Below are 26387 nucleotides of genomic sequence, written 5' to 3'. Positions count from 1 at the left end.
TCCTTCGCGCGACCACCCACGTGACTGCGCTCAGGTTATCCGGCACGGGCCACCCCTGCCGCAACTCGGATTCGGCTGCACGGGTTCAGGTCTCCGCGCGCTCGCTCCATTTCGCCATCCAGCTCGCGTTCTCCATCGAGAAGGTGTTCTCGCAGTCCGCGACGAATTCCGCCCACCGCACCCGATCGGTGGGTGATCCGTCGGCGCGCCACCGATCGAGCCGCCGTCGCAGGCGATCCGCGGTGGCGAGATAGGTCATCACCAGGAAGTCGTACCGCTTGCCCGCGAGGTAGGCCAGCAACGATCCGCTCAGCGTGGTCATGACCGCGACCCACGGAGCGATCCGGCCCGACGATTCCGCGCCGACGCCGGTGTTGATCGCGGCGACGATCGTGGCCGCGAGGCCGAGTCCGATGGCCGCGCGGCGCAACCTGGTCGCGCGGGCGCCGTAGCAGCGGGCCGTCGGCAGGTAGTAGTCGTCGATCTGTGCCCGTACCCGATCGCGGACGTACTCGTCGGGCCGCATCGATCGCGGCGCCTGGACGGCGTCGTCGCCGGGCGCGAGCAGCGGCAGCAGGTCTTCGGCGGCCTGTTCGATGCCTTCGATCTCGGCCTGCAATCGCTCGGTCTGTTGTGCGTCGCCGATGGCGCGGAAGGTGAGAATTCTCTGCTTGATGCCTTCGGAGACCGCCCGCGCCCGGGTCCAGCGGCGGGTCGACTCCGCGGTGAGGTACTGGGCGGTGAGGAACGTCGCCACCGCCAGCGCCACCGCACCCGACAGCGCCACGACGCGGGTCGCGGTGCCGGCCGAGCGCAGGATCGTCGTGGTCGAGGCCGTGGCGATCGCACCCCAGCTGCCGAGGAACAGGACGGTGAGCCGCACTCGATCCAACCGGCGCTTCATCCGGGTAGCGGTGGCCGACCAGCGAGTTCGCCGCTGCCAGAGAGTGTTCAGCAGATCGTCGTCGTACATCGGCTACTCCTCCTCGCCGGCGATCGGAAGTCCCGGGCACAGCTCGATGTAGTCGATCTCCGAAGACACCCAGGTCCGCCACATCTCCCGGCTCATGTTGTGCGTCATCTTGGCGCAGAGTTGCTCGGGCGAGGCGGTCGGCACGGGCCACATCCGGATGGTCTCGTCGACACTCGCCGACACGATCCCCGAACCATCGGGCAGGAAATCGACAGCGGTGACGGGGGCGCCGTGACCGACCAGCGCGGGTCCGATCTGGCGGTGCGTTCCCACATCCCACAGCCGCAACACGTTATCGGTACCGACGGTGACCAGTGTGCGGCCGTCCCGAGAGAATTGGACTCTGGTGGCGGGGCCGTCCTGCACCATCGGTGCGCCGATTTCCTGGCCGGTGTCGGTGCTCCAGATGCGAATCGTCTTGTCTTCGTAGCCGACAGCGAGCAGGCGGCCGTCCGGGCTGAAGCTGGTGCTCTTGACCCACCCGTTCCCGACCATCGGCTCGCCGACCGGCTGACCGGTGTCCGCGTCCCACAACCGCACCGCGTAGTCGGTCGCGCCGGTGGCGACGCGGCGTCCGGCGTTGTCGATCGACACCATCTGCACCGAGCCGTCGTCGTGTCGCAGTTCGGATCCGATCGGCCGCATACTCGCCATGTCTCGAATCTGGGCATTGCCGTCGCTGGTGATCACCAGCCTGCGCCGACCAGGATCGTGCGCGAAAACAGCCGTTTCGGGCGGCAGCGAGATCGGCGGCCCGACCGCGGCGCCCGATGCGGCATCCCAGAACCGGATTTCGGTCCAGGTGAGGGATTCGGGGCTGAACCCGGCGGCCTCCAGCTGTGTGCCTTCTGCTGTGTATTCCGCGAGCTGGAAAAGGCCCTCTTCGCCTCGGATCAGGGGACCTACCTGCGCACCGGTGCCGGTATCCCACTGCCGAACGGTGCCGTCCGCACCGCCGGTGACGATATGGCGGCCGTCCGGGCTCACGTCCGCGCCCAACACCCTGGCGCCGTTGTGGATGGTTCGCCCACCACCCACATCCCATTCTCGGACGGTGGAATCCATACTCCCGGAAAGGATTCGACCGGAGCCGGGATGCAGCGCGACGCTGGACACGATGAGCTCGTGACCCTCCAGCGGCTCTCCGATCGGCCGGCCCGTCGCAGAATCCCACAGCCGGATCTTCTTGTCATCGCCCGCCGAAGCGATCTGAGTACTGTCGCGGCTGTAAACGACCTGCTCCACCGCCGCGGTGTGCCCACGAAGCGGCTCCCCGATCGGCCTGCGAGTTCTGGTATCCCATTGCTGGAGATCGAATCCCGCGACCACCAGCCGGTCGCCAGTGCGGTCGAAGGCAAGGCTGTTCACCGCGCTGCCGGTGTACACAGTCAGCGGATCGCCCGCGGGCCGCCCGGTCCGGGCGTCCCACAGATAGACGGTGCCGCCGACGTCGCCCGAGGCGATCAGCCCACCCCCACCGAATGCCACCGAGGTCACCGGCATGGTGTGCCCGGTCATCTCGACGACCTGCTCGTGCCTGTCGGCATCCCAGAGCCGGACGGTCTTGTCCGAGCTCGCCGACACGATCGTGCGGCCGTCCGGGCTGAACGCGACGCCGACGACCACACCGGTGTGGCCGCGCATGTCGGCCCCGATCTGCTTGTGGGACTCGACATCCCAGAGCCGAACAGTTCGATCTCGACCTGCGGACACCAGCCGGGCACCGTCCGGACTGAACGCGATGCGAGTGACTTCGGACGCGTGACCGGACAGCGGAGCGCCGATCGGGGTCCACGTCGTGGCGTCGAGGAGCTGGATCGTGTTGCCACGAGTCGTGGCGATGAGTTCACCGTTCGGGCTGTAGCTGACGCTGGAGACATCGGCCTCGTCCATGTGGGCGATCTTGCGGATTTTGCCTTGCTGGTGAATTGCGTTGAGCAGGGCGAACTCCCGCCCGTCCCCCTCGCCGAGACGGTACGCGGCGACCGCCATCTGCATACCCAGGATGTCGTCGCTCTTGCCCGGCCACCTGCCCGAGAGCATGAGCTGCGAATTCGCCGACAACGCCAGCACTGTCGCGCGTCGGCTCTCGGCGACGGCTCGTTCCTGCGCCCGGTCCGCGCGCACCCACAGCAAACCCGCGACCAGCGCTGCCACCATGGTCACCGCCAGTGCCGCGCGCAGAATCCGCGACCGCCGGCGCAACGCCGTGGCGCTGCGCTGCGCGTCCTCCTTCGCCCGGCTCTCGGTGGCCGCCAACGTTTCCGCTGCCTGCTGACGTTCCCTGGCGGCCCGCAGCTCGTCCTCCCGGTGCCGGCGTTCCTCGGCGAGGCGCTCGTCCTCGGCCTGCCGTGAGGCCAGCAGCAATCCCCGGACCGGGTTGAGCCGTTCACGGAATCCTGGTGCGGTGGCCAGTGATTCGGCATCGGTGAGCCGTGACCCCGACAGCAGCCATTCCTCGCGCCGCCCGTTCTGCTCCCACGCCTGCGCGGCCCGCTCGAGGTTGTCGGCGGCCTCGAGCTCGGCAGCCTGCACCCGCAGCCAGTCGGCGAGGGTGTCCCATTGGCGCAGCAGGCTTTCCAACGCGACCTCGACGACCACGGCGCCGTCGCGCTCATCTTTGACCAACAGCCTGCGTGCGACGAACTCCTCGAGCAGCGGATGGCTCTCCGGCGGCAGATCGAACCAGCGGGCCGGGCGGCGCATCGGCTGGTCGTTGCCGGAATTGATCGTCGCCAGCCACGGCACGAAAGCCCGCCGCAGGATCGCCAACTGCCCCGCCCGGACCTGGGGATCGGCATCGAGAAGCTCGTCGACCTCCCGCTGGACCACCCGCCGCAATCCGCCGAGGGATTCGTAGTGCGCGAGGGTGATCTCCCCGTCCCCGTAGTCCCGGTACAGCCGGGCGAGGGTGAGCGAGAGCAGCGGCAGGGTGTCGGCGCCGCGCGACCAGTCGTCGAGCAGACGCTCCACCAGGTCCGGGGCGAACGACAACGCCGCGCCGGCTTCTCTCGCCCGCCGTGCGGGCCCGACGATGACCTCTTTGAACTGGGCCTGCGGCATCGGTTTCAGATCGTCGAACGGCCGCACCGCGACCGACGCGAGCATGGGTGCGGTCTGGAGCGGTTCGTAGCGGTCGGAGCGGATGGTGGCGACCGCGATCATCGCGATCCCACGCTCGCGGTCGAGCAGTCCGCCGAGGAGAGTGAGCAGCACGCCCGCCTGCTCCCCCGCCTCGGGGCCGAACAGCTCCTCGGCCTGGTCGATCGGCAGAATCAGTGTCGGCGCCGGGTCGTCGTCGGAGTCCAGGACGCGATCGCGCGCGGCCTGCTGCGCTTCGATCAGCCAGGCCCGCACCTGTTCGATGTCACGGACGCCGTCCTCGATCTCGGTGAGGCAGGGTCGGCGCAGCCCGACGCCGACGCGCAACGCGTGGATCGATCGCGCGAATCCGGCGTCGCCGGTGAGCGCTCTGCGGTGCGGCCGCACGATGTCCATGGTGCGGAAGTGGCGGTCGTCGCGGGCCAGCCGGGGCAGCAACCCGGCGCGCACGAACGACGACTTGCCGACGCCGGAGGGACCGAGGACAACGAACAGATGGCCGCCGCCGAGCCCACGCAGGCCGCGCACGGTGTCCATCGCTCGCCCGATCTGCGCGTCGCGGCCGAAATATACTGCGGCATCCACTGATTCGAGCGGTTCCCACCCTCGGTAGGGTGCGCGTCCCGGGTCGCCGGGCGGTGGCCAGCCGAAGGTGTCGGCGCCGATACCGGCCGCCCGCAGACCGTGACGTAGTCGCTGCAACCCCTCGGTCAGGAACTCGACCTTTTCCCCGTTCACCGAGATCGTGGTCTTCGGTCCGTCCCCGAACAGGTCGCAGCGCTGCCACTCGCTGGTCATGTCGCGCCCGGTCAGCGGTTCGAGCCGGACCGTGAAGATCGGCTTGTTCAGGGTCTCGGCATGACGGTATTCGACCTTGCACTCATGAGAACTGTCCCAGTTGTCCGACAGCAGGCAGATGACCGCCTCGCAGCGGTCGCCTGCCCGGCGCAACGCGTCCTTCCAGCGCACGCCTGCCGGAATCCCGGTGTCCGGGTCGAGATCGAGGAAGATCTCACCCGCCAGACCGGGTTCCGCCTCGATCAGCCATGCCCGCAGTGCGACCGCTTCGCGGCTGTCCCGGCTCGAATGGCTGAGGAACAGCCTGGCCTTCATGGCAGCTACACCCGCGAACGGTCGATACCCGCTTCGACCAACGCCGAGCGCGCCACGTCCTTCGCGCAGGCGGTGAGCGCACCGAACGCGCTGATCCGGCTGAACGTCTGTCCGGTGTGGACGACGTTGTCGTTTTCGTCGTCGCCGTCCACGATCGGCACAGCACCCGCCAGCAGCCATTTGCGAACATCGGCGACCGACGGCAACGTCCCGGCCACCCGCAGATGGAATTGCTGAACCAGCAGCACGACGCCGGCGACCACGGGCGTGGCCTGACTGGTGCCGTGCTGGATCGACTCGCCACTGTCGTTGCGGATCCCCGACGAGGTCGTCGGGGCGCCGGGCGCGAAGATATCGGTCGCGCAGGCGCCACCCACACTCGAGTGCAGGCGCTGTGAGAACGGGGTGATCCGATCCGGCGCCGTCGAAAGGGCGGTCGCCCCGGAGCCGTAGCTGAACGAGCCCTCGTCGGCGTCGTAGACCGCGCCGACACTGATCGTCTGGCGGAAGATCGCCGGGTAGCTCATGCCTTGGCCACTGTTGTGGGCGAAGTAGTCGTTACCCGCCGCGACACAGCAGGCGACGCCGGCGTCGGTGAGTCTCCGCATCACCTCGCCGATGCCGTCGCCGGCGAACTCCGCGTCCGAGGTGTTGTTGTCGGATGCGCCGAGCGACATACACACCGCGGAGATGCCCAACGATGCCCGATTGGCCAGCACCCAGTGCAGTGCGTCACGGATCGCCTCGAAGCTACCGCCGCCGGTGTTGCCGAGGACCTTGACGGGCACGATGTTCGCGCGCGGCGCCATCCCGGTGTGCACCCCGCCGGCACAGATGATCCCCGCGACGTTGGTGCCGTGACCCTGTCCGTCGCTCGGATCGGTGGGCGAACCGTTGTTGTCGGCAGTGAAGTTCCGGCCTGCCCGAACCCGGCCCGCGAAATCGACGTGCGTGGTACGGAGCCCGGTATCGAGGACGGCGACCGTCATGCCGGATCCGTCGACGTTGAACTTGGTGCGCGCCTCCGCCGCGCGCACCAGCAGATCGACCTCGAGCAGTTCGGGCATCACCGTCAGGTCGGTCTGCAACGGCTTCTCCACGGGGACAACGAATTCGTAGGCGACGTCGGCGACCGATTCGGCAGAGATGGTGTCGGACATGATGATTCCTTTCCTACAGAGCCGAGTACGCGACGATGAAGTCGTAGACGTCGCGGGTCATCCGCCGTCCGAAGTTGGGCTTGCTGTTGTCGCCGATCGCGCCGGCGGCACCGCGCAGCACGCCTACGACGTAGGGCCATCCGTCGGTGCCGTACACGTAGAGGCCCGAACCGCTGTCGCCGTACCACGCGTCCATGAAGAAGTTGATGTACTGACCGTTGAGAACGCCGTTGCCCTCGTTGCCCCAGATCTGGGGTTGGAACTTGTCGCTCGGATGGCCGTAGAGGTGCATCCGGTTGCCGGTCACGACGTTGTCGGGCGCGACCCACAGGCCCTTCCACCCCGACGCGCGACCGGGGAAGTCGCCGTATCCGGAGAATTCGATGACGGCGTAGTCGAACCGCGCGTCGCCGCCCGCGTTGTTGATCCAGCCGCCGGGGACCGTCACGTTGTAGCCGCCGTGGCTGCCGAAGGGCATCGGCGTGGGGTCTTCGCGGTCGGTGCCGGGCGCGACGGAGGGGAGCCGGAGCCAGCTCGTCCCGTTGTGCACCACGTGCGCGGCGGTGAGGGCGGTGGACGGCCCGATCATCGTCGCCGACCCCGAATATCCCCCGCTCGCGAGGGCGAGGTAGGCGACCGTGCTCATGGGATACACCGTGTTGTCGCGACGCACGACCCGGTTGTCCGAGCCGATGATTCCCGAAAACGCGTGCAGCGACGAGGAATCGACCTGTTCGGACGAGGAGCGTGGCAGCGCGGTGTAGGACGATGTGCGCCGTTCACCGTCCGCCCGCAGCAGCTCGACGAACGAGGTGGTCGGTGCGTCGACCGTGTATTCCTTACCCTCGTTGAAGATGACCGGCCGCAGCGCTTCGGCGAGCTCATAGTCCGACATCTCGAGGACAGGCCCGAGTTCGTCGCCGCCAGGCGGTTCGACGCGGGGGTACACCGAGTTCGGTGAGACCTTCGCGTCGCCGATCAGAGTCAGTGGTTGGCCTTTGGGCGATGTCAGCGTGGTGATTGCGGTAGACATCCGTACTCCTCGACACTCGCGCGGCTCAGATGTCCCAAACGCCGACGTCAGCCGCAGATTTTCAGGCTGATCTGAACGTACGAGGATGTGTCCGAACCCACACGAGTACCCGGCTACTCCAATTTTCGCGCAAGTACTACGCGCTCCGATCCGCCCCGAACTTCGGGGAGCTTTGTCGCCGTCGACTACCGGAAGCGGCGAGAGCGAGCGTCAGCTCTGGTCCGGGTCTTCGACAGCGGCCAGGAAGGTCGGCAGATGGTTGCCGGGGACCGGCTCGGCGGACTCCGCGCTCGCGTCGCCGAGATTCTGGGCGCTGAACAACGACACCGGTGCGGCGCCGGCGGCGTTCAGGTGCGGATCGGTCATGGTGGTCCCCCGTATATCGGTGTGACTGAGGTGAAGTTTCGCGGAGCCTGCGCGTCAGGAGGATTCGTCGGTTCGGACGCTCGTCCGCGCGCGCCGACAGAACGAGCGGACCCTACACCGCGACGGAACTCAGTTCAGCGACGCAGCTGGTTGTGTGGAATCAAGACCGTGGTGCGCTCGTCGATCGGCTCCATCGGCTCGAGCTTCGGCTGCGTGCTCAACTTGTCCGACAGCTTCTGCCGGCTCACCGACACCAGCTTCCTCGTCACCGGACTACCCGCGACCGCTCGCGAGGCCGCAGTGATCTGTTCGTAGCGTGCCCGACCGGCCTTCGTGCCCAGCACATAACCGGCCGCCACGCCGATGATCAACCGCAGCATCTCCTGGAGCTCCTCCCACGTCTGTGTGCGGGCTCCATCCTGCCCCAGCCGCCCCACCCCTGTCGATCCGGCCACCGTTCGGCACATCGTTATACGCCGCATGTCCGCAGTTAGCGCCCCGATTTGGGTTCCCGCGACACGATGCGCTAAAGTTTCATCTCGGTCAGCCCGCCAAGGCAGACCACCTGAGTCTAACCACCCAGGACAATCCCCTATAGCTCAATTGGCAGAGCAGCCGACTGTTAATCGGCAGGTTTCTGGTTCGAGTCCAGATGGGGGAGCATCTACCAGGGCAGACGTACGCGTTTGACCTGGTTTTCTGCTTTCTACAGTCGTCCACACGCTTTGACGTACGGAAGCCACACGTTTTCACGAATCCAAGCGGTCGAGCGCGGTGGTGAAGTCGGGGGCTTGGGTCGGTAGGTCGACGTAGTGGCGGCGGGTGACCGACTCGTTGGCGTGGCCGAGTTGGCGCGCGGCGGCCTGCAGGCCGAACTCGTCCGCGATGAGGGTGGCGACTGTCTTGTGAAAGGTCTTCGGGGTGACCCACGCGAACTTCTCGCCGCGTGCTCGGCGCCAGAGGCGGTTGAAGTTGAAGGGCCCCAGATTCCGCCGTCGCGGTTGGGGAAGACCAAGTCCAGCTTTGTTGGGAGTGGCTTCTGATTGGACGCGGCGAAGGGTGTTGGCCACGAACGCGGGGATCATGACCGTGCGGTATCCGGCGCCGGTTTTGGTGCGGGATTGGCGTATGAGCCTGTGTCCTCGAGCCGGACGATAGTGCCAGCGAAGGTGATCCGGGGGGAGTCAAGGTCGACATCGCTCCACCGCAGCGGAACAGCGTGGACCGGTAGCCTCAACTGCATCCTCGCCGCCGATATGGCCTGCGCTATATGAGAACTCAGCGTCCTCTTCTGCTGATTGCCGGATGTTCTGTCGGTACCAGATCGCGGGGTTGTTGCCGATGTCAGTTGACACCGCCATTCACCGGCAGCCAGCCCGCAGCGGGAACACGGACGTTGTTTTATGGAAATCACCCAAGGCGCCTCGAGTCACGGGATGCGGTCGGACCTCGGGATGTTTCTCGCTGGCGTCGTCTTTTGTGGCCGCATCGGATCCCCCAGGCAGATCGGCGCCACGCTGCTCGGCGCAGGTGTGCCGGTCAGGCGATGATAGGCGCGGGCCAGCGGGCGGCGGCGAGTACCGGGCGCGCCGGCCGTCTGGTCTCGACCTGCGACACGAATGGTGAGGTCATCGCCCGGAGCAGAGCGCCGTATCCGAGCCCGAACGCCAGTTCGTCGCCGACGGACACGGCGTGGTCGCCGACGTCGACCACCAGGTGATCGCTGCTCGTCCCGAGGATGGCGATTCCCGGCGGCGGGATCAGGCCGTCCACGTCGACATCCTGACAGCCCAGCGCGAGGATCGCCTGCCGGATGGTTCGGTCTCGTGTCGGTGCCAACTGGCGCACGACCGCGACCTGGTGGCCGAACGCTGTCTGGGCCCGATCACCCCACGGCCGGGCCGGTTTGACGGCGACCTCGATCACCTCGGCGACGAGACTGAACGCGTCGGGGTGCAGGCCAGGGAGCAGGGTCCGGTGCAGCGGCTCGGTCCCCAACAGGATTGCTTCGCCGATCCGGAGCTCGTTGACCCGACCGACATCGGACGTCGACAGCGCCCACGGCAGGTTGGCCGAGTTGCCACCGGACACGACGTCGAGCACGCCATGGCCACCGGATTCGACTTGGTCGACCAGCCTGCTCAGCTCTCCCATATTCCGGTCGTCCGGGACAACGCCGCTGCGGCAGGCGAGGTTCGTGCCGAGCCCCGACAGGCGCAACCGGCCGCGTTTGCGGGTGACCGCGGCCATAGCCGCGACGTCCTCGATCGCGATCCCCTCGCGGAGGTCGCCGAGCTCGACCATCAGGACGACGTCGTGGGTCCGCCGCTGACGACGGGCAGCGGCATCGAGCGCGTCGAGAACGGCCGTTCCGGTGTTCAGACTCGACGTCGCGGTACGCACGACCTGGTCGACCTGACTGAGCATCGGGGACCGGATCAACGTGCGTGACGCGCTCCGATCCCGAGCGCCTAGCCGGGCCAGATTCTGGATCCGGGAGTCGCCCAGCCCGGACGCGCCGCCGCGCACCATCGCCGCACCCACGGCCGGGGATCCGAGAGTCGCCTTGGTGATTCCGACGACGCGGATGCCGCGCGGGGTGAGCTGGTCCACCAGGTGCCGGGTGTTCGCTTCGATCTTGCCGAGGTCGACGTCGATCCGCGGCGAGGTCATTCGGCGATCGGCACCGGTCGCTTCGCGAGATGTGGCAGGGCTCGCAACACCATGTCGACCAGATCGGAGGCCGGGCGGGTGAGCGGATCGGTGACGGGCAGCCCGAGCTCGGACTGGTGCTCGGTAATGGCGACGCCGATCTCGTCCGGCTCCATCCGCTCGTGGTTGATCGTCACGCCGATGACTGTCGTGTCGGCGAATGCCTCGATCAGGGCGATTTCGCTTGCCACCGTCGGCATCGGCATCATCGGGAAGTCGCCGAGCACTGTTCGCTTCGGTGCGTGCTGCACGATCACGGCGACCGGTCGGCTGCCCCGCAGGATATGTCCCGACGTCAGATACGCGGGGTGACTCAACGCGCCCTGGCCCTCGACGACGATGACATCCGGGGCCTCACCCTCGAAAGCGGCCACGACCTGATGCTCGACCTCTCCGGAACAGAACTGAGGGACGAGCGCGTCGAGCGCGACGCCGTATTTGCCGCCCTGGATCAGCGTGGTCTGGCCGGTGCCGACCAGGACAGCCCTGATCCCATAGGCGTTCAGCGCCTGTACGACCAGTGTGGCGGTGGTGCGCTTGCCGATCGCGCCGTCGGTGCCCAGGACGGCGATCCTGGGGCATGTCACATCGAAGATCCGGCCCGAGAACAGGTGGAGGTCCCGGGCGGGCTTGGGCCGCCGGACATCGGTGATGGTGACCCCGGCCAGCTCGGCTGCGGCTGAGAACTCGGCATCGTCGGCGAGGAACTCGTGCAACCCGTTGATCACATGCATCCCGCGGGCGATACCTTCGAGCAGCACGACGCGCTGGGCCGCGGAGAGCAGGCCGTCGGCGGGGGCAACGCCGCAGATCAGGTAGTCCGGGACCCGCCCGGCATGCGCGATCGCCTCCGGCAGACCGGTCAGGATCGGGATGCCGCTCGGAGTGCCGTCCAGGAATTCACCGGCGTCGAGCCCGGCGCGACTGCTGTCGATCACGCTCAGGATCTCGTACTTCTCCGAGTGCCGGATCAGGCCGTTCGCGGTCTTCCCGTCCTGTTCACCGAACTGGTTCTCGCAGTAGACGATCGCGGTCGAACCGATGGGGAGCGCGACGAAAGACGGGGAATTGCTACCTGGCGAAAGCATGGAAATCCTCTGGGAAGTCTCAGAGGAGGCGACGGGCTCCGTGGTCGGGCGCGGGCCCGGCGATCGACAAGACGTCTGCCCTGAGTAGCGGCAAGATTGCCGACTGAGCCAGGATAGTCGCAGCACCCCCGCTCTCCGGCATTGGGGCCGAATGCAGCCATACGCTGCCGCAGATCCGCCGGCGAAGCCGGTGACGGTGCACCGGACCGACGTTCAGACGGTGTTCACCGCGACTCCCTGCCCGCCCCCGCGACTCCGACCGTGTGAACCGGCCACTGATCCTCGCTTGCAACGAATCCGGCTCCGCTGCAACAGTATTTAAGACCAAGCAGGCGTGATACTCGAACCGAGCTGTTTCTGTCCGCCCTCGAGCACATCAGCGACGTGTCGTCAACGGTACGTGGGAACTCACCAAGGTCGCGGTGCCGACCGGGTTGTCGAATTTCGCTGTAGAGAGTCGAGAGCGGTGCCGCTCCGCCGCGAATCCCGGTGAAGGACAGGAAATAATGCCCGACAGTGACGAACCCGCTGTGCGCTACTTCGCGTTGATCGATGACGAGAGAGGCTGGCCTGAGGGCTGGCGCGCGCGTCGGATCACCGGGCTTGTGCGCCGGACCGACACCCGACCTGTGCCGACCGACGAAGCGTTCGGCAGGGACTTCACATGGGGTCCTACCGACTACCTCCAGCGCTACAAGCCCGGAAGAGACGAGCCTCACGAGGAGATCTCCGCCGAGGTAGCCGAGCGGTTCATAGCGAGTTGGCGCGCCTCGAGGGCGAGCAGCGAGTCCGAACGCACGCACCCCGCGTCAAACCCACCCATCGATGACGCACAAGCCTGATCGGTTCCGCGCGGCGAGCAGGTCGTCAGGTTTCGGTGCTTCGACCGGCTCGCGACCTCTTGTTTCGTGCTGAAAGTTGGGATCGGTAGGCGGGGGTCGTGGCATGTACTTGCCGCATGACATCTTCTCAGCTTCCCTCGAACCAACCGCAGTCTGCCGGCCTGGACAAGAAGACCAGTGCGATCCTGTCCTACGCGCTGGGCTGGCTCACCGGAATCATCTTCCTCTTCGTGGGAAAGAACGATCCCGACGTGAAATTCCATGCTGCGCAATCGATCATCTTCTTCGCCGGGGTCTCGGTGCTCAATATTGTGCTGAGCATCGTCGGCTCGCTCCTCGGCGCCCTGGGGATCATCTTCAGTCTCGCCGGACTCGCCCTCGGGATCTTCGCGGTCGTCGTCTGGATCATGGCCATGGTCCAGGCGAACAACAGCGGTGGTGTCCGCGCGGAGCTTCCCCTTGTCGGAAAGTTCGTTGCCCCGTTCGCCGATCAGCTGGCCGGTTCGGTCAAGTAGCGACGTACCCGAAATCCCCGCACGGCGACCACGCCCAATACTCCGAAGATCAACGGCCCGAGACTGTCTCGGGCCGTTGACGCACGCCCGATCGTCGAGCCCGCAGGCTTCCTGACCAGTCTTGACGAATGGGCTTCGGTTCATGCTGTGAGTAGCGCTACTACGGGCAGTGCGGTGAGAACTACCAGCAGTGTCGCCACGATCTTGGCCAGTCGAATCCGGCTCGAGCCGGGTTCGACGACAAACGGCGCGGCGGCCGCGAGGACCGCCGCGGCGGGCAGGGCGAGCACGGTGCCGATGACGAGTTCGTAACCATGGGGATCTGTCAGCGGATCGGCTGACAGTCGGGAGTGGAGCACGATGTACACGCACCGCAGCCAGAAAAGTCCTGCCGCACAGGCGATGAGAAGGGCCGATGCGGCGACCGGTTTGCGCCATCGGGTGCCCGTCGCCTCCTCGGGTCTCATCACTGCCTCTCCGCTACTTCGGTGGCCGACCTGGGGTCCGCCCCGATCAGCATGCCTGGGCGGTCTGGTCGGGGTCACCGCCGGCGGCTAACTCTTTCTCACCCGCGCCGGTCATGCGGGCTACGAGCGCGGAACGCAGGCGCCAGATCCCGTCCGGCTGCGTCGGGTCGAGGCCGGTGATCTCGGCGATCTTGTTCAGTCGGTAGTCGACAGTGTTGGGGTGTACGTGCAGCACAAGCGCGGTGCGCAGACGAGTGGAGTGGGTCGCGAGGTGCGCTGTCAACGTCTCCAGCAGGACTGGATGTTCCTCGAGCGGGTCCAGTAGCGCGGCCAGATGCCTTCCTGCCGTGCCCGGCCGGGACAGCTGATACTCCAGCGACAGGTCGTCGAAGCGCTCGAGCCCGACTCGGCGCAGGCGGCGCATGATGTCGAGCACCGCGTGCGCGCGCTGGACCCCTTCGGGAATGCCGCCTGCCCCCACCGCCACGAACGCGGCGCGAACCTGCGTCTGCGCCGCGCCGGCGATCTGCTCGACGAACCGTTCGGCGGCGGCGGGATCGAAATGGTCTTGCGGAATCAGCAGGGTAGCTGTGTCTGTGCCCATCTGCATCAGCGCGTTGTCATCGCAGTGGTGCAGCACCTCGGCCCTGATTCGCCGAATTGTCCGGTGCGCGAGGGTATGTCGATTCTGGTGCGGCTCGTCCGCTCCACGGCGTGGCACGAACCCGACCGCGAAGACGTAATAGCTCTCGGCCAACCGGACCCCGCAGGCGCGCGCCATGGCCGGTGTCGCGTTCCCGGCGATCAGCGCGGCGGCCACGGCATCCGCTGCGTCGCTACCCGCCACCCGCCGTTCACGCAGGTACGCCTGTGAGATCGCAATGGCGAGCTCGCGGGAGAGGTGGACGAACATGTGCGCTGTTTCGATCAGTGCCACGTGATCCTCGTCGGCTCTCGCCCGTGCGGTGAGGTGGTCGAACACCGCCTGCGTGCCTACCCGCACGGCCTTGTGCATCGCGTCGATCGTGACGCCCTCGCGTGCCCATTCCATGACGTCGGCGCGCACCTCGGCCAGCGGTTCCGCAGTGTCGCCGCCGGTCAACATTCTGGCGGTGAGCTCGAGGCACGCGTTCACCAGCGCGGCGACATCGCGACGCAGGGCCGCCATGGGCACTCGGTCGGGTAGTTCACTGCCGACGATGAACAGACTCATGATCTTGCCCGAAATCGTTGACGCTGCGGGGAGCCGGTCGAGAATCGGCCGACCTACCGTCGTCGCGGTCCGGGCCGACAGGATGCTGTCGGGCATGCGCACATTTCCTACTTTCCGCTGTTTGCGCTTCATCGTGCGGCCTCACCACCCCGCGTTCCAATGGTGCTTCGCACCCAGATGAAACCATCGTTGTGCACTATGCACCACCGGGTACACATCGGGCGCTTCACCCGTACACCGAAACAGGGTCAGGAAGCAGGATTCGCAGCTGCGGTCGGCGCGGTTCCGCCCGGCGATTGCACGGTCTCCGCGCTTGGCAAATGTCGAAAAGGGCCATCTCAGCTGTATAAATACTACCCTTGCCCGCAATGACGGCGAGTGAGCCGACCCGGTGCGGAGCGCGATGGTCCCAGGATTCATCGCCGGCAGGCATCCGCTACGCCGGTCGAATTCGAGTGAACGCATGTGTACTATTTTGCCGTGAACAGCTCGGGCACACAGCCGCTACAGGGTTCGACCAGCCACGCTACTCCGCCAGGGTTCCTCCGATGACCACAGTCGTGATCACCGTGCTCGCGATCGTCGCCGCCGGTGAAGCCGTCGGCATACTCATCCTGTCGATCCTGCTGGTCCGGAGTCGGCGCAAGCGCCGGGCACCGCGTCGGTCGACGACGGGACAGCGGTTGGTGGTGAGCGGTCGCGAAGCGGTACGGACCGCCTGGCAGGCCGCTGATCTGGTGCGGGCCAAAGGTTTTCGTGCCGCCGTGCTCACCTCGATCGAAGACCTCGCGGGCTGGGCACGGGTCGAACGTCCCGACCTGGCCAGACTGGCGCCGGACGGCAACGTCGTCATCATGTTCTCCGACATCGAGCAATCGACCGCTCTCAACGAACAACTGGGCGACCGGGCCTGGGTCAAGCTGCTCGACCGCCACCATCGCCTGGTGGATCGATGCGTGCAGAACCACGGCGGCCATGTGGTCAAGAACCAAGGCGACGGGTACATGATCGCCTTCGCCGCTCCCGACCGGGCGGTCCGATGCGGCCTGGCCATTCAGGCGGCGCTGAGCAAGGACGCCGAAGCATCCCGGGGCGAGGCCGATTTCCGGGTCCGGATCGGTATCCACATGGGAAGTTCCGTCCGCCGGGGTGACGATTTGTTCGGACGCAATGTCGCCATGGCCGCGCGGGTCACCGCGCAGGCCGAGGGTGGCGAAGTCCTCCTCAGCGAGCCGGTGCTGGAGGCGATCGGAAGCAGTACCGATCTCACGATCGGAACCGGACGTGAAGCGACCCTCAAGGGCCTGCGGGGTACGCACCGCCTCACTCCGGTCTGCGCGCAGCGGTAATCAGAATTGGCTCAACTGGGCCGGGGAGTGTTCTGCCGCCAATACAACGCGTCCAATGCGACCGCGACATGCACGCCGTTCTCCGCCAGTGGACGTGGCAGCAACTCATCCGCGCGGGCGATCCTGCGCAAGATCGTGTTCCGATGGGTGAACAGGCGCGCCGCAGCGCGCGTGGCATTGCATTGCTCGTTGATGTAGACCAGGACTGATTCGCGCAGTTCGCTGTCGGCGTGTTCCAGATCGCCGAGGGTGTACTTGATGAATCGGTCTGCCTGAGCGCCGTTTTCGGTGATCAGCGAGGTCAGTTGCACCTCGCCGAAGGTGACCAGCCGTCGGGTGCTGTGCGGGCGGGCGAGGATTCGGTGCGCGGCCTGAGCGTCGAGGTGACTGGTCCGGAACCCGGCGAGGTCTCGGCCGGTCGAGCCGATGGCGATCCGCACGCCGGGGATATGGTCCAGCGCTTCGGTCAGTGCCGCGGTGTCGGGAGGAGTGGGTCCGGGCACCCACACCCACAAGGTGGCCGCGCTGGCGAGCACGCTCAGCGCCGTGGCCGCCCCGGCGGCTTGTGTGAGGGCCCTGGTCACCCGATGCGGTTCGTCGAGTTCGGCACCGGGAATGTCACTCCAGGCGATGGCCGCGGTGTGGGTGGCGTCGAGCCGGTAGCCGAGGCGGGTCGACGCACGCTCGATATTGGTCGGCTCCCCCTCGAGAATGAGCGAAATGACCTCGCGGCGTTCGGCATACGAGCCGCGGGCGAGTTCGTCGCGCTCCTGACCGATGACTTCGGTGATCGCCTCGATGGTGCCGTCCACGAATTCGGCGATCGAGGCGGCGGTGACCTCCAAGACCTCCTGCAGCTCGAACGGGTCCGGCGTGAGAATGAAGATGATGGTCATCCACCGTCGCCAGACGACATTTTGCCCTACGCGATAGGCCTGCAAAGCGGCCTCGTTCATGCCACGCCTTACCAGGTCGCGAACAATGGCGATCTGGTCCGCACCGAGATTGATCGGCACCGGCATTCCCGGATCGGCCACGTTGGCCGAGGCCCAGTGCAGCAGGTTGCCGCGATTGACGCGCCGGACAGCCTCGGCCAGCAGCGGATCCCCCGCGACAGCACGCAGGCTGGTTGTCAGGAGAGTGGCGTCATAGAGTTCGTCGAGCCATTCCTCCGGCGCGTTCAGCGCGATCTCGGCACCTTGGCGGATCACTTCTCGCGCGCGGTCGGACAGGCGTCGATCGAACAGACCATCACCGGAGTGCACCGCCTCATTATGCAACCTCCGATCCGAGTTCATCTGCGCCGAATTGCCCGTCTCCGGTGCCGCGCTCGGCGCCGGATCGGTTGTGCGTAGGCACCGCACCGTACGCGGTGGGCGCAATACAGTAGGCGCATGATTCGAATCCTGTTGTCGGCGGCCGCGACAGCCGTGGCAGCACTGACTTTGCCCACCCTCCCCACGGCGGCCGCCGACTCGGCCGCTCCCCCAGACGGCTGCGCGGAGGTCCGGGTCATCACCGTTCGCGGCACTCTGGAGCCACAGTTCGGCAGTCTGCTGCTCACCCCCCTCGCCTGGCGGATCGCCCAGGAATCCGGTCGCCACACCACAGTGACCGAGCTCGACTATCCGGCCTCGAGGGAATCGGACAGCGCCGTGCGCGGAACGGCGAACTTGACCGCCCTGCTGAACACGACCGCCGCCACGTGCCCCGACCAGCAGCTCGTGCTGCTGGGCTACTCGCAAGGCGCGAGCGTCATCGGCGCCACCTTGCGGGAACGAACCGCGTTGACAGCCCAGGCGGCCGCGCGCATCGACGCGATCGCACTGTTCGGCAGCCCACTGTTCAACGGCGCGGAGCCCTACAACCGCGGCAGCTACGATCCCGCGCTGTCGGGCACCCGTCCACTACGCACCGGCGCGCTGGTGGAATTCGCCGACCGCCTGCGCGACTACTGCAATACCGGAGACCGCGTCTGCCAGGGCGGCGACCCGGCCGCCGGTTTCGGGAACGCCCTGACCTATGGCCATGTCGCGTACTTCGTCAACGACACCCGCGACCAGGCCGCGGTGTTCGTCCACGAACAGCTCAGCCGGTAGCCGCGAAACTCGGAGGTGTCGCCGGGCGGTCGCTGGCATAGTGATTTCGTATGGGACGGACGTTCGAGGATTTGGTCGCCGAAGCGGCTTCGGCGCCGGTGGAAGGATGGGATTTCTCCTGGCTCGACGGGCGGGCCAGTGAAGCGCGTCCGTCGTGGGGTTATCAGCGGCTGATGAGCGATCAGCTGAAGACCGCTTCCGCTGCGCTGGATATTCAGACCGGTGGTGGCGAGGTTCTGGCCGAGGCGCAGGTGTTCCCGCAGACCATGGTCGCCACCGAGTCGTGGCCGCCGAACGTCGCCAAGGCGACCGCGTTGCTGCATCCTCGCGGCGTCGTTGTCGTCGCCGCACCCGACGAGCCGCCGTTGCCGTTCGCCGATGCGGCGTTCGATCTGGTCACCAGCCGACATCCGGCGACGATCTGGTGGGCCGAGATCGCGCGCGTTCTGCGTTCGGGGGGAACGTATTTCGCACAGCACGTCGGACCGGCGAGTGTGTTCGAGCTGGTCGAGTATTTCCTCGGTCCGCAGCCGGAGGCCCGTCGAGGGCGCCATCCCGACGATGAGGCCGCCGCCGCGCGGGCCGCCGGACTGACGATCACCGACCAGCGGACCGAGCGACTGCGCATCGAGTTCCACGACATCGGTGCCGTCGTGTACTTCCTGCGCAAGGTGATCTGGATGGTGCCCGGGTTCACCGTCGAGGCCTACCTCGACCAGCTGCGTCGGCTCCACGATCGAATCCGGCAGGAGGGGCCGTTCGTGGCGTACTCCACCCGCACTCTCACCGAAGCCACCAAACCGTGACTCACGGGTGGTGTCAGGCGCCGGCCGCGTAGCCCTCGTTGCCCATCGCCTGGGCCGCGAGGCTCTTGCGGTACTGCTCCAGCGCCACCAGGTCGCCGAACAGCGTCATATAGGTGTCGGGCTCCTCGCTGGCCGACAGCCGCTGTAGCCGCGATTTGAGCTCGGCGATCTGGCGGCCCACCCAGGCTTCCTGGACGCGGGCCAGGATGCCGGTGATGAAGCGGGGAGTGTCGTTCTGGGTGCGTACCGGGAGCTGCTCGTTGGCCAGTTCGGAGACCAGCGCGCGGATCATCAGGTCGTCGGTGTGGTCGGCCACGGCGGCGACCCATTCCGCACCGCTGAGCCCGGCAGCCGTGCCGCCGGCCTGGGCGATCATGATGCGCACGGCCACGTAGGCGGGGTGGGTGAAGGCGGCGGCGTCGATGGCGTCGAAGGACACGCCCGCGATGCCCGGGTATTGCAGTGCGGCGCTGAGGGTTTGGCGCTGCGCGTACAGCACCGGGTCGTTCGGTGCGGGCCGCACCGAGGAGCTCTCCTCGACGCGAGGCGCGGGGATCGCCGCGGCGCCGGACTTCAGATCGGGCGTGGTGCCACCCATCCGGTTCTTCTTCGCCTCTTCACCGACCCGGCGCACGACGAGCTGGATGTCGTCCCAGCCCACCCAGCCTGCCAGCTTGGTGGCGTACCCCTTGCGGGTGGCGTTGTCCTTGATCTGGGCCACCACGGGCACCGTACGGCGCAACGCCTCGACACGGCCCTCGACATCGTCGAGATTGTGTTCGGCGAGCAGTCCGCGAATCACAAACTCGTACAGCGGGGTTCGCCGCGCCACCAGATCACGCACGGCGCTGTCGCCGGAGTGCTGACGCAACTCGCACGGGTCCTGCCCGTCGGGCGCCACCGCGATGTAGGTCTGTCCGGCCAGCCGCTGATCGCCGCTGAACGCCTTCAACGCCGCGGCCTGCCCGGCCGCGTCACCGTCGAAGGTGTAGATGATCTCGCCGCGCCAGAAGTTGTCGTCCATCAGCAGCCTGCGCAGTACCTGCAGGTGTTCTTCGCCGAACGCGGTGCCGCAGGACGCGACCGCGGTTTTCACCCCGGCCAGATGCATGGCCATGACATCGGTGTAGCCCTCGACGACCACGGCCTGATGACCCTTGGAGATGTCGCGCTTGGCGTGGTCGAGACCGAACAGCACCTGAGACTTCTTGTACAGCAACGTTTCCGGCGTGTTCACGTACTTGCCGGGCATGGTGTCGTCGTCGAACAGCTTGCGCGCGCCGAAACCGATCACCTCGCCGCCGAGATTGCGGATCGGCCACAGCAGGCGGCGATGGAACCGGTCGATCGGACCGCGCTTGCCCTGCTTGGACAGTCCGGCCGCTTCCAGCTCCTTGAACTCGAAACCCAAGCGCTGTAGGTGCTTCGTCAGCCCGTCCCAGCCCGCGGGGGCGTACCCGCAGCCGAACTGCGCCCAGGATGCCTTGTCGAAGTTGCGGTCGGTCAGATACTTGCGCGCGGCCTCGGCCTCGGGTTCGTGCAGCAGGCCCATGTAGTACTCGTGCGCGGCGGCATTGGCGGCGACCAGGCGCGAGCGGGTGCCGCGGTCGCGCTGCACCGAGGTGCCGCCACCCTCGTAGTTGATCTGGTAGCCGATGCGATCGGCCATCTGCTCGACGGCCTCGACGAAACCGATGTGTTCCATCTGCTGCAGGAACTTGTAGACATCGCCGCCCTCACCACAGCCGAAGCAGTGGAACAGCCCGTGGTTGGGGCGCACATGGAACGACGGCGACTTCTCGTCGTGGAACGGGCACAGACCTTTGATCGAGTCGGCGCCCGCGCGCTTGAGCGCCACGTACTCACCGACTACATCTTCGATCCGGACACGTTCACGGATCGCCGCGATATCGCGATCTGGGATTCGTCCGGCCACGATGAGCGAGTCTAGTCGGGTCTGCTCAGCGGCAGTCCAGCGAGGCGGCGACGCGTTCGAAGCGGCTCTCGGTGTAGGACGCGATCTGGTCGATCACCACGCGCACGCGGGCGGCCTCGGTGGTGGCGGCGTTGAACCAGGGCAGCATCTGATCGTCGAGGTGGGCGGGCGCGGTGGTGAGCAGCCGGTCGGCGACGGCCTGCACGCGGTCGCGCTGGGTCTGCTGGCGGGCGAGGTGGCCGGGGTCGGAACGCACGTACCGCAGCGCCATGGTCTTGAGCACGGCCACCTCGGCGGCCACGATCGGCGGCACGATCAGATCGGCCTCGTAGCGGCTGAGCGGGCCTTCGCCGTAGCGCTCGTGGGTGGCCGAGATCGCGGCGGTGGCGAAGCGGCCGACCAGTTCGCTGGTGAGCCGTTTCAGGGCCACCGAGGCGCCGAAGCTGCCGTCGTAGTCCGCGGCGTCGGCCACGATGTCGAGTTCGGAGAGCCGTTGCGCGGCGGCGGCGAGTGCCTCGATCGACTGGTCGGGGTGCTGGCCGTGCCCCTGTTCGGCCAGCGCCGCCTGCTCGGCCGGGTCGGCCAGGGCGCGCAGGTCGATGCGGCCGACGATCACGCCGTCCTCCACGTCGTGCACCGAGTAGGCGACGTCGTCGGACCAGTCCATGATCTGGCATTCCAGGCTCTGCTTGCGGTCGGGCGCGTCTTTGCGCACCCAGGCCAGGCGCTCGAGATCGTCGTCGTAGGCGCCGAACTTGGTGCCGGAACCGCTTCTGCCCCAAGGGTATTTGAGGGTCGCGTCCAGGGCCGCCCGAGTGAGGTTGAGCCCGAAGCTCTCTCCGTCGGCGTCGAGGACCTTGGGTTCGAGGCGGGTCAGGATGCGCAGGTTCTGCGCGTTGCCTTCGAAACCGCCGTATTCGTCGGCGAATTCGTCGAGCGCGCGTTCACCGTTGTGGCCGTAGGGCGGGTGGCCGATGTCGTGGGCCAGGCCGGCCAGGTCGACCAGGTCGGGGTCGGCGCCGACACCGTCGGCGATGCTGCGCCCGATCTGGGCCACTTCGAGCGAGTGGGTCAGCCGGGTGCGCGGGGTGTCGCCCTCGCGCGGGCCCATGACCTGGGTCTTGTCGGCGAGGCGACGCAGCGCGGCGGAGTGCAGCACGCGGGCACGATCGCGGGAGAACTCACTGCGATGTCCCTTGCCCGCGGCGCCGGGCCATGCGGTCTTACCGGGCTCGTGGACCATGCGTTCCTGGTCGTGCGGGGTATAGGTCCCTGTCATCTCACTGTCCCGCCTCGTAAGGAAAATCTGCCGAGAAATGAGTGAGCTGATACCAGAGCAGCGCGCCGGTTTCGCGGGCGATGCCGTGGAATTGCGACTCCCTCGTGTAGACGGCGGGCCCGGTGCGAGTGGGTGCGGTCCACGCTTCCAGGCCTGCGTCGCGAGCCATCGTCCTGGTTCGCAGTGAATGCCACGGATCGCTCACGAGTACGGCCGATGACATATCGCGCTCCCCCATCGCCGACGCCACCGCCTCGATGCTGCGCAGTGTGTCGGAACCGGTTTCGACGGCGACGATGTTCTCGCTGGGGACGCCCTTGTCCTCCAGATACCGTTTGCCCGAGGCGGCTTCGGTATACAGGTCGCCCTCCTGCTTGCCGCCGACGGTGATCACGGTGGGCGCCACCCCGGCTTCGTAGAGTCGCCACGCCTGATATAGCCGCGCCTCGAAAACCGACGACGGCGTTCCCGAATACTGGGCCGCGCCGAGCACCACGATCGCGTTCGCGGGGGTGTAGTCGTCGATCCGCGCGACCTGCCAGACCCGGACCGCTGTCCCGGCGACCAGCACCAACCCCATCAGCACCGCTCCGGCGATCAACCGGACGAACCACACCGAGACCGTCGACACCAGCCCGCGCGGATGCCTGCCATCCGGGGCGGGCGTGACCGTTCGCGAGAAACCCGATTTCACCTTCGTCAGTCTGCCAGGTCGGTCCGACGCGCCGTGGGGTCAGCGGTCACCACCGGATTCCGTTCCGGTGAACGGACGACCGCCGCTCCCGCGGACTACCAGGCGATCGCTGCGGCGACGTCGACGAACGAGCGGATCAGCGGGCTGTGTGCCGCGCTGGTCCAGGCCAGCACGAGGCTGCTCGGCGGCTTGTCGGCGAGTGGGACCACCACGAGACCGTCCGGGACCGGGTGCCCCAGCGGCGTGAGGCCGACGGTGCCGTTCCACAGGACGGTTTGCTGACATTCGTGGACGGTGCGCACCACCGGGCCGGTGTCCGGATCGGTCGGATGCGACCAGTAGCTCCGCCAGATCGGATCGGTGTCGGCGGGCAGCTGGAACCACTGTCGATCGGCCAGCTCGCGCAGGTGCACAGTCGCGCGATCGGCCAGGCGATCGTCGGCGCGAAGGACGACACCCACCGGGTCGGTGCGCAAAACCTGTGTGGTGATGCCGGTTTCGTCGAAGGGCGTGCGGGTGAGGGCGGCGGAGGACACCGCGCGCTATGCCGCGAGCCGTGCAGTGCCGTCACCGCTGCTCGCGGTGTACGCCTCGGGCGTCGCCATGCTCGCCGCGGGAACGAGCGTGCTGCTCGGAGCCTGGGGCGATCTCGGATCGCTTGTCCTGGTGGTATTCCTGGTGCCGACGGCCTTCCTGATGCATTCCTTCTGGAAGGAGACCGACGCCGAGACCAAGCAACACGAGATGGTCCACTTCAACAAGGACCTCGCCCTGGCCGGCGCGGCACTGGTGTTCTTCGCGGTCTTCGCCTACACCGCCGACCTGGGGCTCACCCTCACCGCACCGGCCTTCAGGCTGCGCTGACCGGACCGGAGGTCACCAACCCCGCGCACGCCATTCGGGCAGATTCGCGCGGTCGGCGCCGAGGGTGGTGTCGTCGCCGTGACCCGGGTAGACGACGGTGTCGTCGGGGTAGCGGTCGAAGAGTTTGGTGGTGACGTCGGTGAGAAGCGTGTCGAAGTCGGCGGGACTGTGCGTTTTCCCCACTCCACCTGGGAAAAGGGAGTCGCCGGTGAAGAGGTGGGTGTGGCCTGCGTTGTCGGTGAGGGCGAGGGCGATCGAGCCGGGGGTGTGGCCGCGCAGGTGGATGACGTGGAGGGCGAGGTCGCCGAATTCGATGGTGTCGCCGTCTTCGAGCAGGCGGTCGGGGCGGACCGGGAGGTGGTCGGCGTCGAGGGTGTGGGCGGCGGTGGGGACGTCGAGGGACTTGGTGACCTCGGTCAGTGCCTGCCAGTGATCGGGGTGGCAGTGGGTGGTGACGAGCTGGTCGATCTGGCCGGGGGTCTCGAGCGCGGTCAGTTCGATGATGCGCTCGGCGTCGTTGGCGGCGTCGATCAGCACGGCGGCGCCGGTGGTGGCGCTCTGGATCAGGTAGGTGTTGTTGTCCATCGGACCGACGGACATCTTCACGATGCGGGCGCCGGGGACGTCGCGCTGCTGGGCGTCCTCGCCCGCGGTGACGTGACCTGTGTACTGGCGAGCGACTGTGACCATGCCCCCGATCGTAGAAGCCACGGGCCGCGCTGTCGTGCCGGTGTCGGTATCGACCGTTAGATTCGACACATGCCGCTGTCGAGTTCGGCCCCACGATCGGTTTCCGTGCTCTGCGCGGTGTTCGCCGTATTGAGCCTGCTGTGCGCGCCGAGTGCGGTCGCCGAACCGCCCGCGCGGATGGGTCCGCAGGTGGTCGATACCGCGAATGTGCTCAGTGCGGGCGACGAAGCACGCGTGCTCGACGCGGTCGATACCCTCTACCGCGATCACCAGGTGAAGCTGTGGGTGAACTATGTGCGCACCTTCGGGTCGATGGCGCCGCGCGACTGGGCTGCCCGCACGTCCGACCTGTCCGGCTTCAGCGATCACGATCTGCTGCTGGCGGTGGCCGTCGACGACCGCGGCTACTGGCTCGACGGCACCCTCCCCGAAGGGGTGAGCGACGCCGAACTGGACTCGCTGCTCGCGGGTTCGGTGGAACCCGATCTGCGCGACCAGAAGTGGGCACAGGCCGCGGTCGACACCGCCGAGGGAATCGGTTCGGCGATGCGGGGCGGCGGGGTGCCGTGGGGTGTGCTGATCCTCATCGGGCTGGCCGTGATCGTGGTGGCCGGCGGTTTGATGCTGTTCTCGCGCAAGCGCCGTGGCGACCGGGATCGTGCCGAGCTGACCACCGCGCGCGAGGTGGATCCGACCGATTCCGCGGCGCTGGCGCGATTGTCGCTGCCGACCTTGCACGCGCTCTCCCGCGAGCGACTGGTCGAGATCGACGATGCCGTGCGGACCAGCGCCGAGGAATTGACCCTGGCCACCAGCGAATTCGGTGATACCGCGGTGACGCCGTTCCGCTCCGCGCTCGATGCCGCCCGCGCCGCCACCGCGAAGGCGTTCACGATTCGTCAGCAACTCGACGACGCGATTCCGGAGACGCCGGACCAGCAGCGCGCCATGCTCATCGAGCTGATCGCCACGGCGGGTAAGGCCGATCGCGAACTCGACTCGCAGGTCGCCGATTTCGACGCCATGCGCGATCTGCTCATCGACGCGCCCGCTCGGCTGGACACGCTCACCCGCGACATCGTCGAGCTGACCGCGCGTATGCCGGGCTCCGAAGCCGAACTCGCCCGCCTGGGCTCGACCTATCCGTCCTCGGTCATCGCGCCGATCCACGACAACGTGCGGATGGCGCAGGAGCGGATCACGTTCGCCGAGAACAACATCGATTCCGCTCGCACTGCCCTCACCCAGCCTGTCGGGCAGCAGGGTGGTGCGGTCGCGGCGATCCGAGCGGCCGAAGGCGCGATCGGGCAGGCAAGGACGCTGCTCGATGCCGTCGACCAGGCCGCGACGAATATCCAGCAGGCGCGCGATGGTCTTCCGGCCGCCCTCGACGAACTGCGCGCCGACCTGAGCTCGGCCAAGAGCCTCGCCGAGTTCGGCGGCGCCGACCTGGCCGCCGCGGTCTCGTCCGCCACCGCTGCCCTCAACACCCCGAACGCCGACAGTGATCCCCTCGGTACCTTCCACACCGCGGTCACCGCTGATGCCGAACTGGACCGTGCGATCGCGGCGGCCTCGGATCGCAAACTGGCCGTGGAGGATCTACGACGCCGACTCGATCGCACCCTCACCGACGCGTCCGCCCGCATCGATGCGGCGTCGTCGTTCATCACCACCCGGCGTGGCGGCGTCGACGCGGAGGCACGTACCCGGCTCTCCGAAGCACAACGCCACCTCGCCGAGGCACGCGGACTCGCGGGCAGTGACCCCGAGCGCGCACTCGTCAGCGCGCAGACCGCCGCCGACCTCGGCGGCCGGGCCATGCAGCAGGCGCAGGCCAGCGTGCAGGCGTGGGAGACGCGTCAGCCGATGTCGGGCGGTGGCTCCCAGACCGGTGCGGTGCTGGGCGGAATCCTCCTGAACGAACTACTCCGCGGCGCGATGAGCGGCGGTTCGCACCGTGGTGGCTACGGCGGAGGCGGAGGTGGTTACCGTCCGGGCTCCTACGGCGGCTCGTCGGGATCACGAAGGGTCAGCCGGGGCGGCAGATTCTGAGCCCGGCGCGGGGAGGTCTGACGGCGCCGAG

The 26387-nt window shown here is 67.4% G+C and carries 23 protein-coding genes and 1 tRNA gene; 7 read left to right on the top strand and 17 right to left on the bottom strand.

The window, feature by feature from the left end; all coding sequences use genetic code 11:
* Positions 1–85: 85 nt before the first annotated feature.
* From ACFTS5_RS30190 to ACFTS5_RS30165, 6 genes are all read right to left on the bottom strand, one after another.
* Positions 86–973, bottom strand: coding sequence for a DUF4231 domain-containing protein (locus ACFTS5_RS30190; RefSeq protein WP_378637631.1), 888 nt, complete (start codon positions 971–973; stop codon positions 86–88).
* A gap of 3 nt (positions 974–976) precedes the next feature.
* Positions 977–5188, bottom strand: coding sequence for a TIR domain-containing protein (locus ACFTS5_RS30185; protein WP_378637628.1), 4212 nt, complete (start codon positions 5186–5188; stop codon positions 977–979).
* A gap of 5 nt (positions 5189–5193) precedes the next feature.
* Positions 5194–6348 (bottom strand): S8 family serine peptidase, encoded by a 1155-nt coding sequence (locus ACFTS5_RS30180; protein WP_378637626.1) that lies wholly within the window; start codon positions 6346–6348, stop codon positions 5194–5196.
* A 13-nt stretch (positions 6349–6361) separates the two neighbouring features.
* The gene (locus ACFTS5_RS30175; protein WP_378637623.1) at positions 6362–7381 is read right to left on the bottom strand and encodes a trypsin-like serine peptidase; all 1020 of its coding nucleotides are present in this window, start codon (positions 7379–7381) and stop codon (positions 6362–6364) included.
* Between the two features lie 210 nt (positions 7382–7591).
* Positions 7592–7747, bottom strand: coding sequence for a hypothetical protein (locus tag ACFTS5_RS30170; RefSeq protein WP_378637621.1), 156 nt, complete (start codon positions 7745–7747; stop codon positions 7592–7594).
* 134 nt (positions 7748–7881) lie between these two features.
* Positions 7882–8127 (bottom strand): hypothetical protein, encoded by a 246-nt coding sequence (locus ACFTS5_RS30165; protein ID WP_056821808.1) that lies wholly within the window; start codon positions 8125–8127, stop codon positions 7882–7884.
* Between the two features lie 208 nt (positions 8128–8335).
* Between ACFTS5_RS30165 and ACFTS5_RS30160 the strand changes: the two genes are divergently transcribed.
* A tRNA-Asn gene (locus ACFTS5_RS30160) sits at positions 8336–8408 on the top strand.
* Positions 8409–8496: 88 nt separating this feature from the next.
* Here the strand turns inward: ACFTS5_RS30160 and ACFTS5_RS30155 are convergent.
* From ACFTS5_RS30155 to ACFTS5_RS30145, 3 genes are all read right to left on the bottom strand, one after another.
* Complete coding sequence (locus tag ACFTS5_RS30155; RefSeq protein ID WP_378637618.1) at positions 8497–8832, bottom strand: hypothetical protein; 336 nt, start codon at positions 8830–8832, stop codon at positions 8497–8499.
* Between the two features lie 454 nt (positions 8833–9286).
* Positions 9287–10420: an alanine/ornithine racemase family PLP-dependent enzyme gene (locus ACFTS5_RS30150; protein ID WP_378637615.1), complete on the bottom strand. Its 1134-nt coding sequence runs from the start codon at positions 10418–10420 to the stop codon at positions 9287–9289.
* Positions 10417–11547, bottom strand: coding sequence for a DUF1611 domain-containing protein (locus tag ACFTS5_RS30145; RefSeq protein ID WP_378637613.1), 1131 nt, complete (start codon positions 11545–11547; stop codon positions 10417–10419). The genes ACFTS5_RS30150 and ACFTS5_RS30145 overlap by 4 nt, the downstream gene beginning before the upstream one ends.
* Before the next feature lie 958 nt (positions 11548–12505).
* Here ACFTS5_RS30145 and ACFTS5_RS30140 point away from each other — a divergent pair.
* Complete coding sequence (locus ACFTS5_RS30140; protein WP_378637610.1) at positions 12506–12904, top strand: DUF4870 domain-containing protein; 399 nt, start codon at positions 12506–12508, stop codon at positions 12902–12904.
* Between the two features lie 140 nt (positions 12905–13044).
* Here the strand turns inward: ACFTS5_RS30140 and ACFTS5_RS30135 are convergent, their stop codons facing one another.
* Together ACFTS5_RS30135 and ACFTS5_RS30130 are read right to left on the bottom strand one after the other, a co-directional pair.
* Positions 13045–13374 (bottom strand): hypothetical protein, encoded by a 330-nt coding sequence (locus ACFTS5_RS30135; RefSeq protein WP_378637608.1) that lies wholly within the window; start codon positions 13372–13374, stop codon positions 13045–13047.
* Between the two features lie 43 nt (positions 13375–13417).
* Complete coding sequence (locus ACFTS5_RS30130; protein WP_378637605.1) at positions 13418–14680, bottom strand: PucR family transcriptional regulator; 1263 nt, start codon at positions 14678–14680, stop codon at positions 13418–13420.
* A 452-nt stretch (positions 14681–15132) separates the two neighbouring features.
* Here ACFTS5_RS30130 and ACFTS5_RS30125 point away from each other — a divergent pair, with 452 nt between their 5' ends.
* Positions 15133–15933 (top strand): adenylate/guanylate cyclase domain-containing protein, encoded by an 801-nt coding sequence (locus ACFTS5_RS30125; protein WP_378637604.1) that lies wholly within the window; start codon positions 15133–15135, stop codon positions 15931–15933.
* Positions 15934–15944: 11 nt separating this feature from the next.
* Here the strand turns inward: ACFTS5_RS30125 and ACFTS5_RS30120 are convergent, their stop codons facing one another.
* Positions 15945–17198, bottom strand: a complete 1254-nt coding sequence (locus tag ACFTS5_RS30120) for a PucR family transcriptional regulator (RefSeq protein ID WP_378637601.1) — start codon at positions 17196–17198, stop codon at positions 15945–15947.
* 129 nt (positions 17199–17327) lie between these two features.
* On the opposite strand from ACFTS5_RS30120, the gene ACFTS5_RS30115 reads away from it, so the two are divergent.
* Positions 17328–18032 (top strand): cutinase family protein, encoded by a 705-nt coding sequence (locus tag ACFTS5_RS30115; RefSeq protein WP_378637598.1) that lies wholly within the window; start codon positions 17328–17330, stop codon positions 18030–18032.
* 50 nt (positions 18033–18082) lie between these two features.
* Positions 18083–18838, top strand: coding sequence for a class I SAM-dependent methyltransferase (locus ACFTS5_RS30110; protein WP_378637595.1), 756 nt, complete (start codon positions 18083–18085; stop codon positions 18836–18838).
* A 13-nt stretch (positions 18839–18851) separates the two neighbouring features.
* Here ACFTS5_RS30110 and dnaG read toward each other — a convergent pair whose 3' ends face one another.
* From dnaG to ACFTS5_RS30090, 4 genes are all read right to left on the bottom strand, one after another.
* A complete protein-coding gene (gene dnaG / locus ACFTS5_RS30105) occupies positions 18852–20774 on the bottom strand; it encodes a DNA primase (RefSeq protein WP_378637593.1) in 1923 nt (640 codons plus the stop codon).
* Between the two features lie 25 nt (positions 20775–20799).
* Positions 20800–22053, bottom strand: coding sequence for a deoxyguanosinetriphosphate triphosphohydrolase (locus ACFTS5_RS30100; protein WP_378637590.1), 1254 nt, complete (start codon positions 22051–22053; stop codon positions 20800–20802).
* Between the two features lies 1 nt (position 22054).
* The gene (locus ACFTS5_RS30095; protein ID WP_378637756.1) at positions 22055–22633 is read right to left on the bottom strand and encodes a YdcF family protein; all 579 of its coding nucleotides are present in this window, start codon (positions 22631–22633) and stop codon (positions 22055–22057) included.
* Between the two features lie 209 nt (positions 22634–22842).
* The gene (locus ACFTS5_RS30090; protein WP_378637588.1) at positions 22843–23283 is read right to left on the bottom strand and encodes a LysR substrate-binding domain-containing protein; all 441 of its coding nucleotides are present in this window, start codon (positions 23281–23283) and stop codon (positions 22843–22845) included.
* Between ACFTS5_RS30090 and ACFTS5_RS30085 the strand changes: the two genes are divergently transcribed.
* Positions 23264–23611, top strand: coding sequence for a DoxX family protein (locus ACFTS5_RS30085; protein ID WP_378637585.1), 348 nt, complete (start codon positions 23264–23266; stop codon positions 23609–23611). The two genes, ACFTS5_RS30090 and ACFTS5_RS30085, sit on opposite strands and share 20 nt — an antisense overlap.
* 12 nt (positions 23612–23623) lie before the next feature.
* Here ACFTS5_RS30085 and ACFTS5_RS30080 read toward each other — a convergent pair whose 3' ends face one another.
* On the bottom strand, positions 23624–24301 hold the full coding sequence (locus tag ACFTS5_RS30080) for an MBL fold metallo-hydrolase (protein ID WP_378637583.1): 678 nt from the start codon (positions 24299–24301) through the stop codon (positions 23624–23626).
* 69 nt (positions 24302–24370) lie between these two features.
* Here ACFTS5_RS30080 and ACFTS5_RS30075 point away from each other — a divergent pair, with 69 nt between their 5' ends.
* Positions 24371–26356, top strand: a complete 1986-nt coding sequence (locus ACFTS5_RS30075) for a TPM domain-containing protein (protein ID WP_378637580.1) — start codon at positions 24371–24373, stop codon at positions 26354–26356.
* Positions 26357–26387: the final 31 nt, after the last annotated feature.

The organism is Nocardia sp. NPDC056952, assembly GCF_042674185.1.
Taxonomy (GTDB): Bacteria; Actinomycetota; Actinomycetes; order Mycobacteriales; family Mycobacteriaceae; genus Nocardia.
Note: the sequence above shows the minus strand (reverse complement) of the source record. Positions and strands in the feature narration are given on the sequence as shown.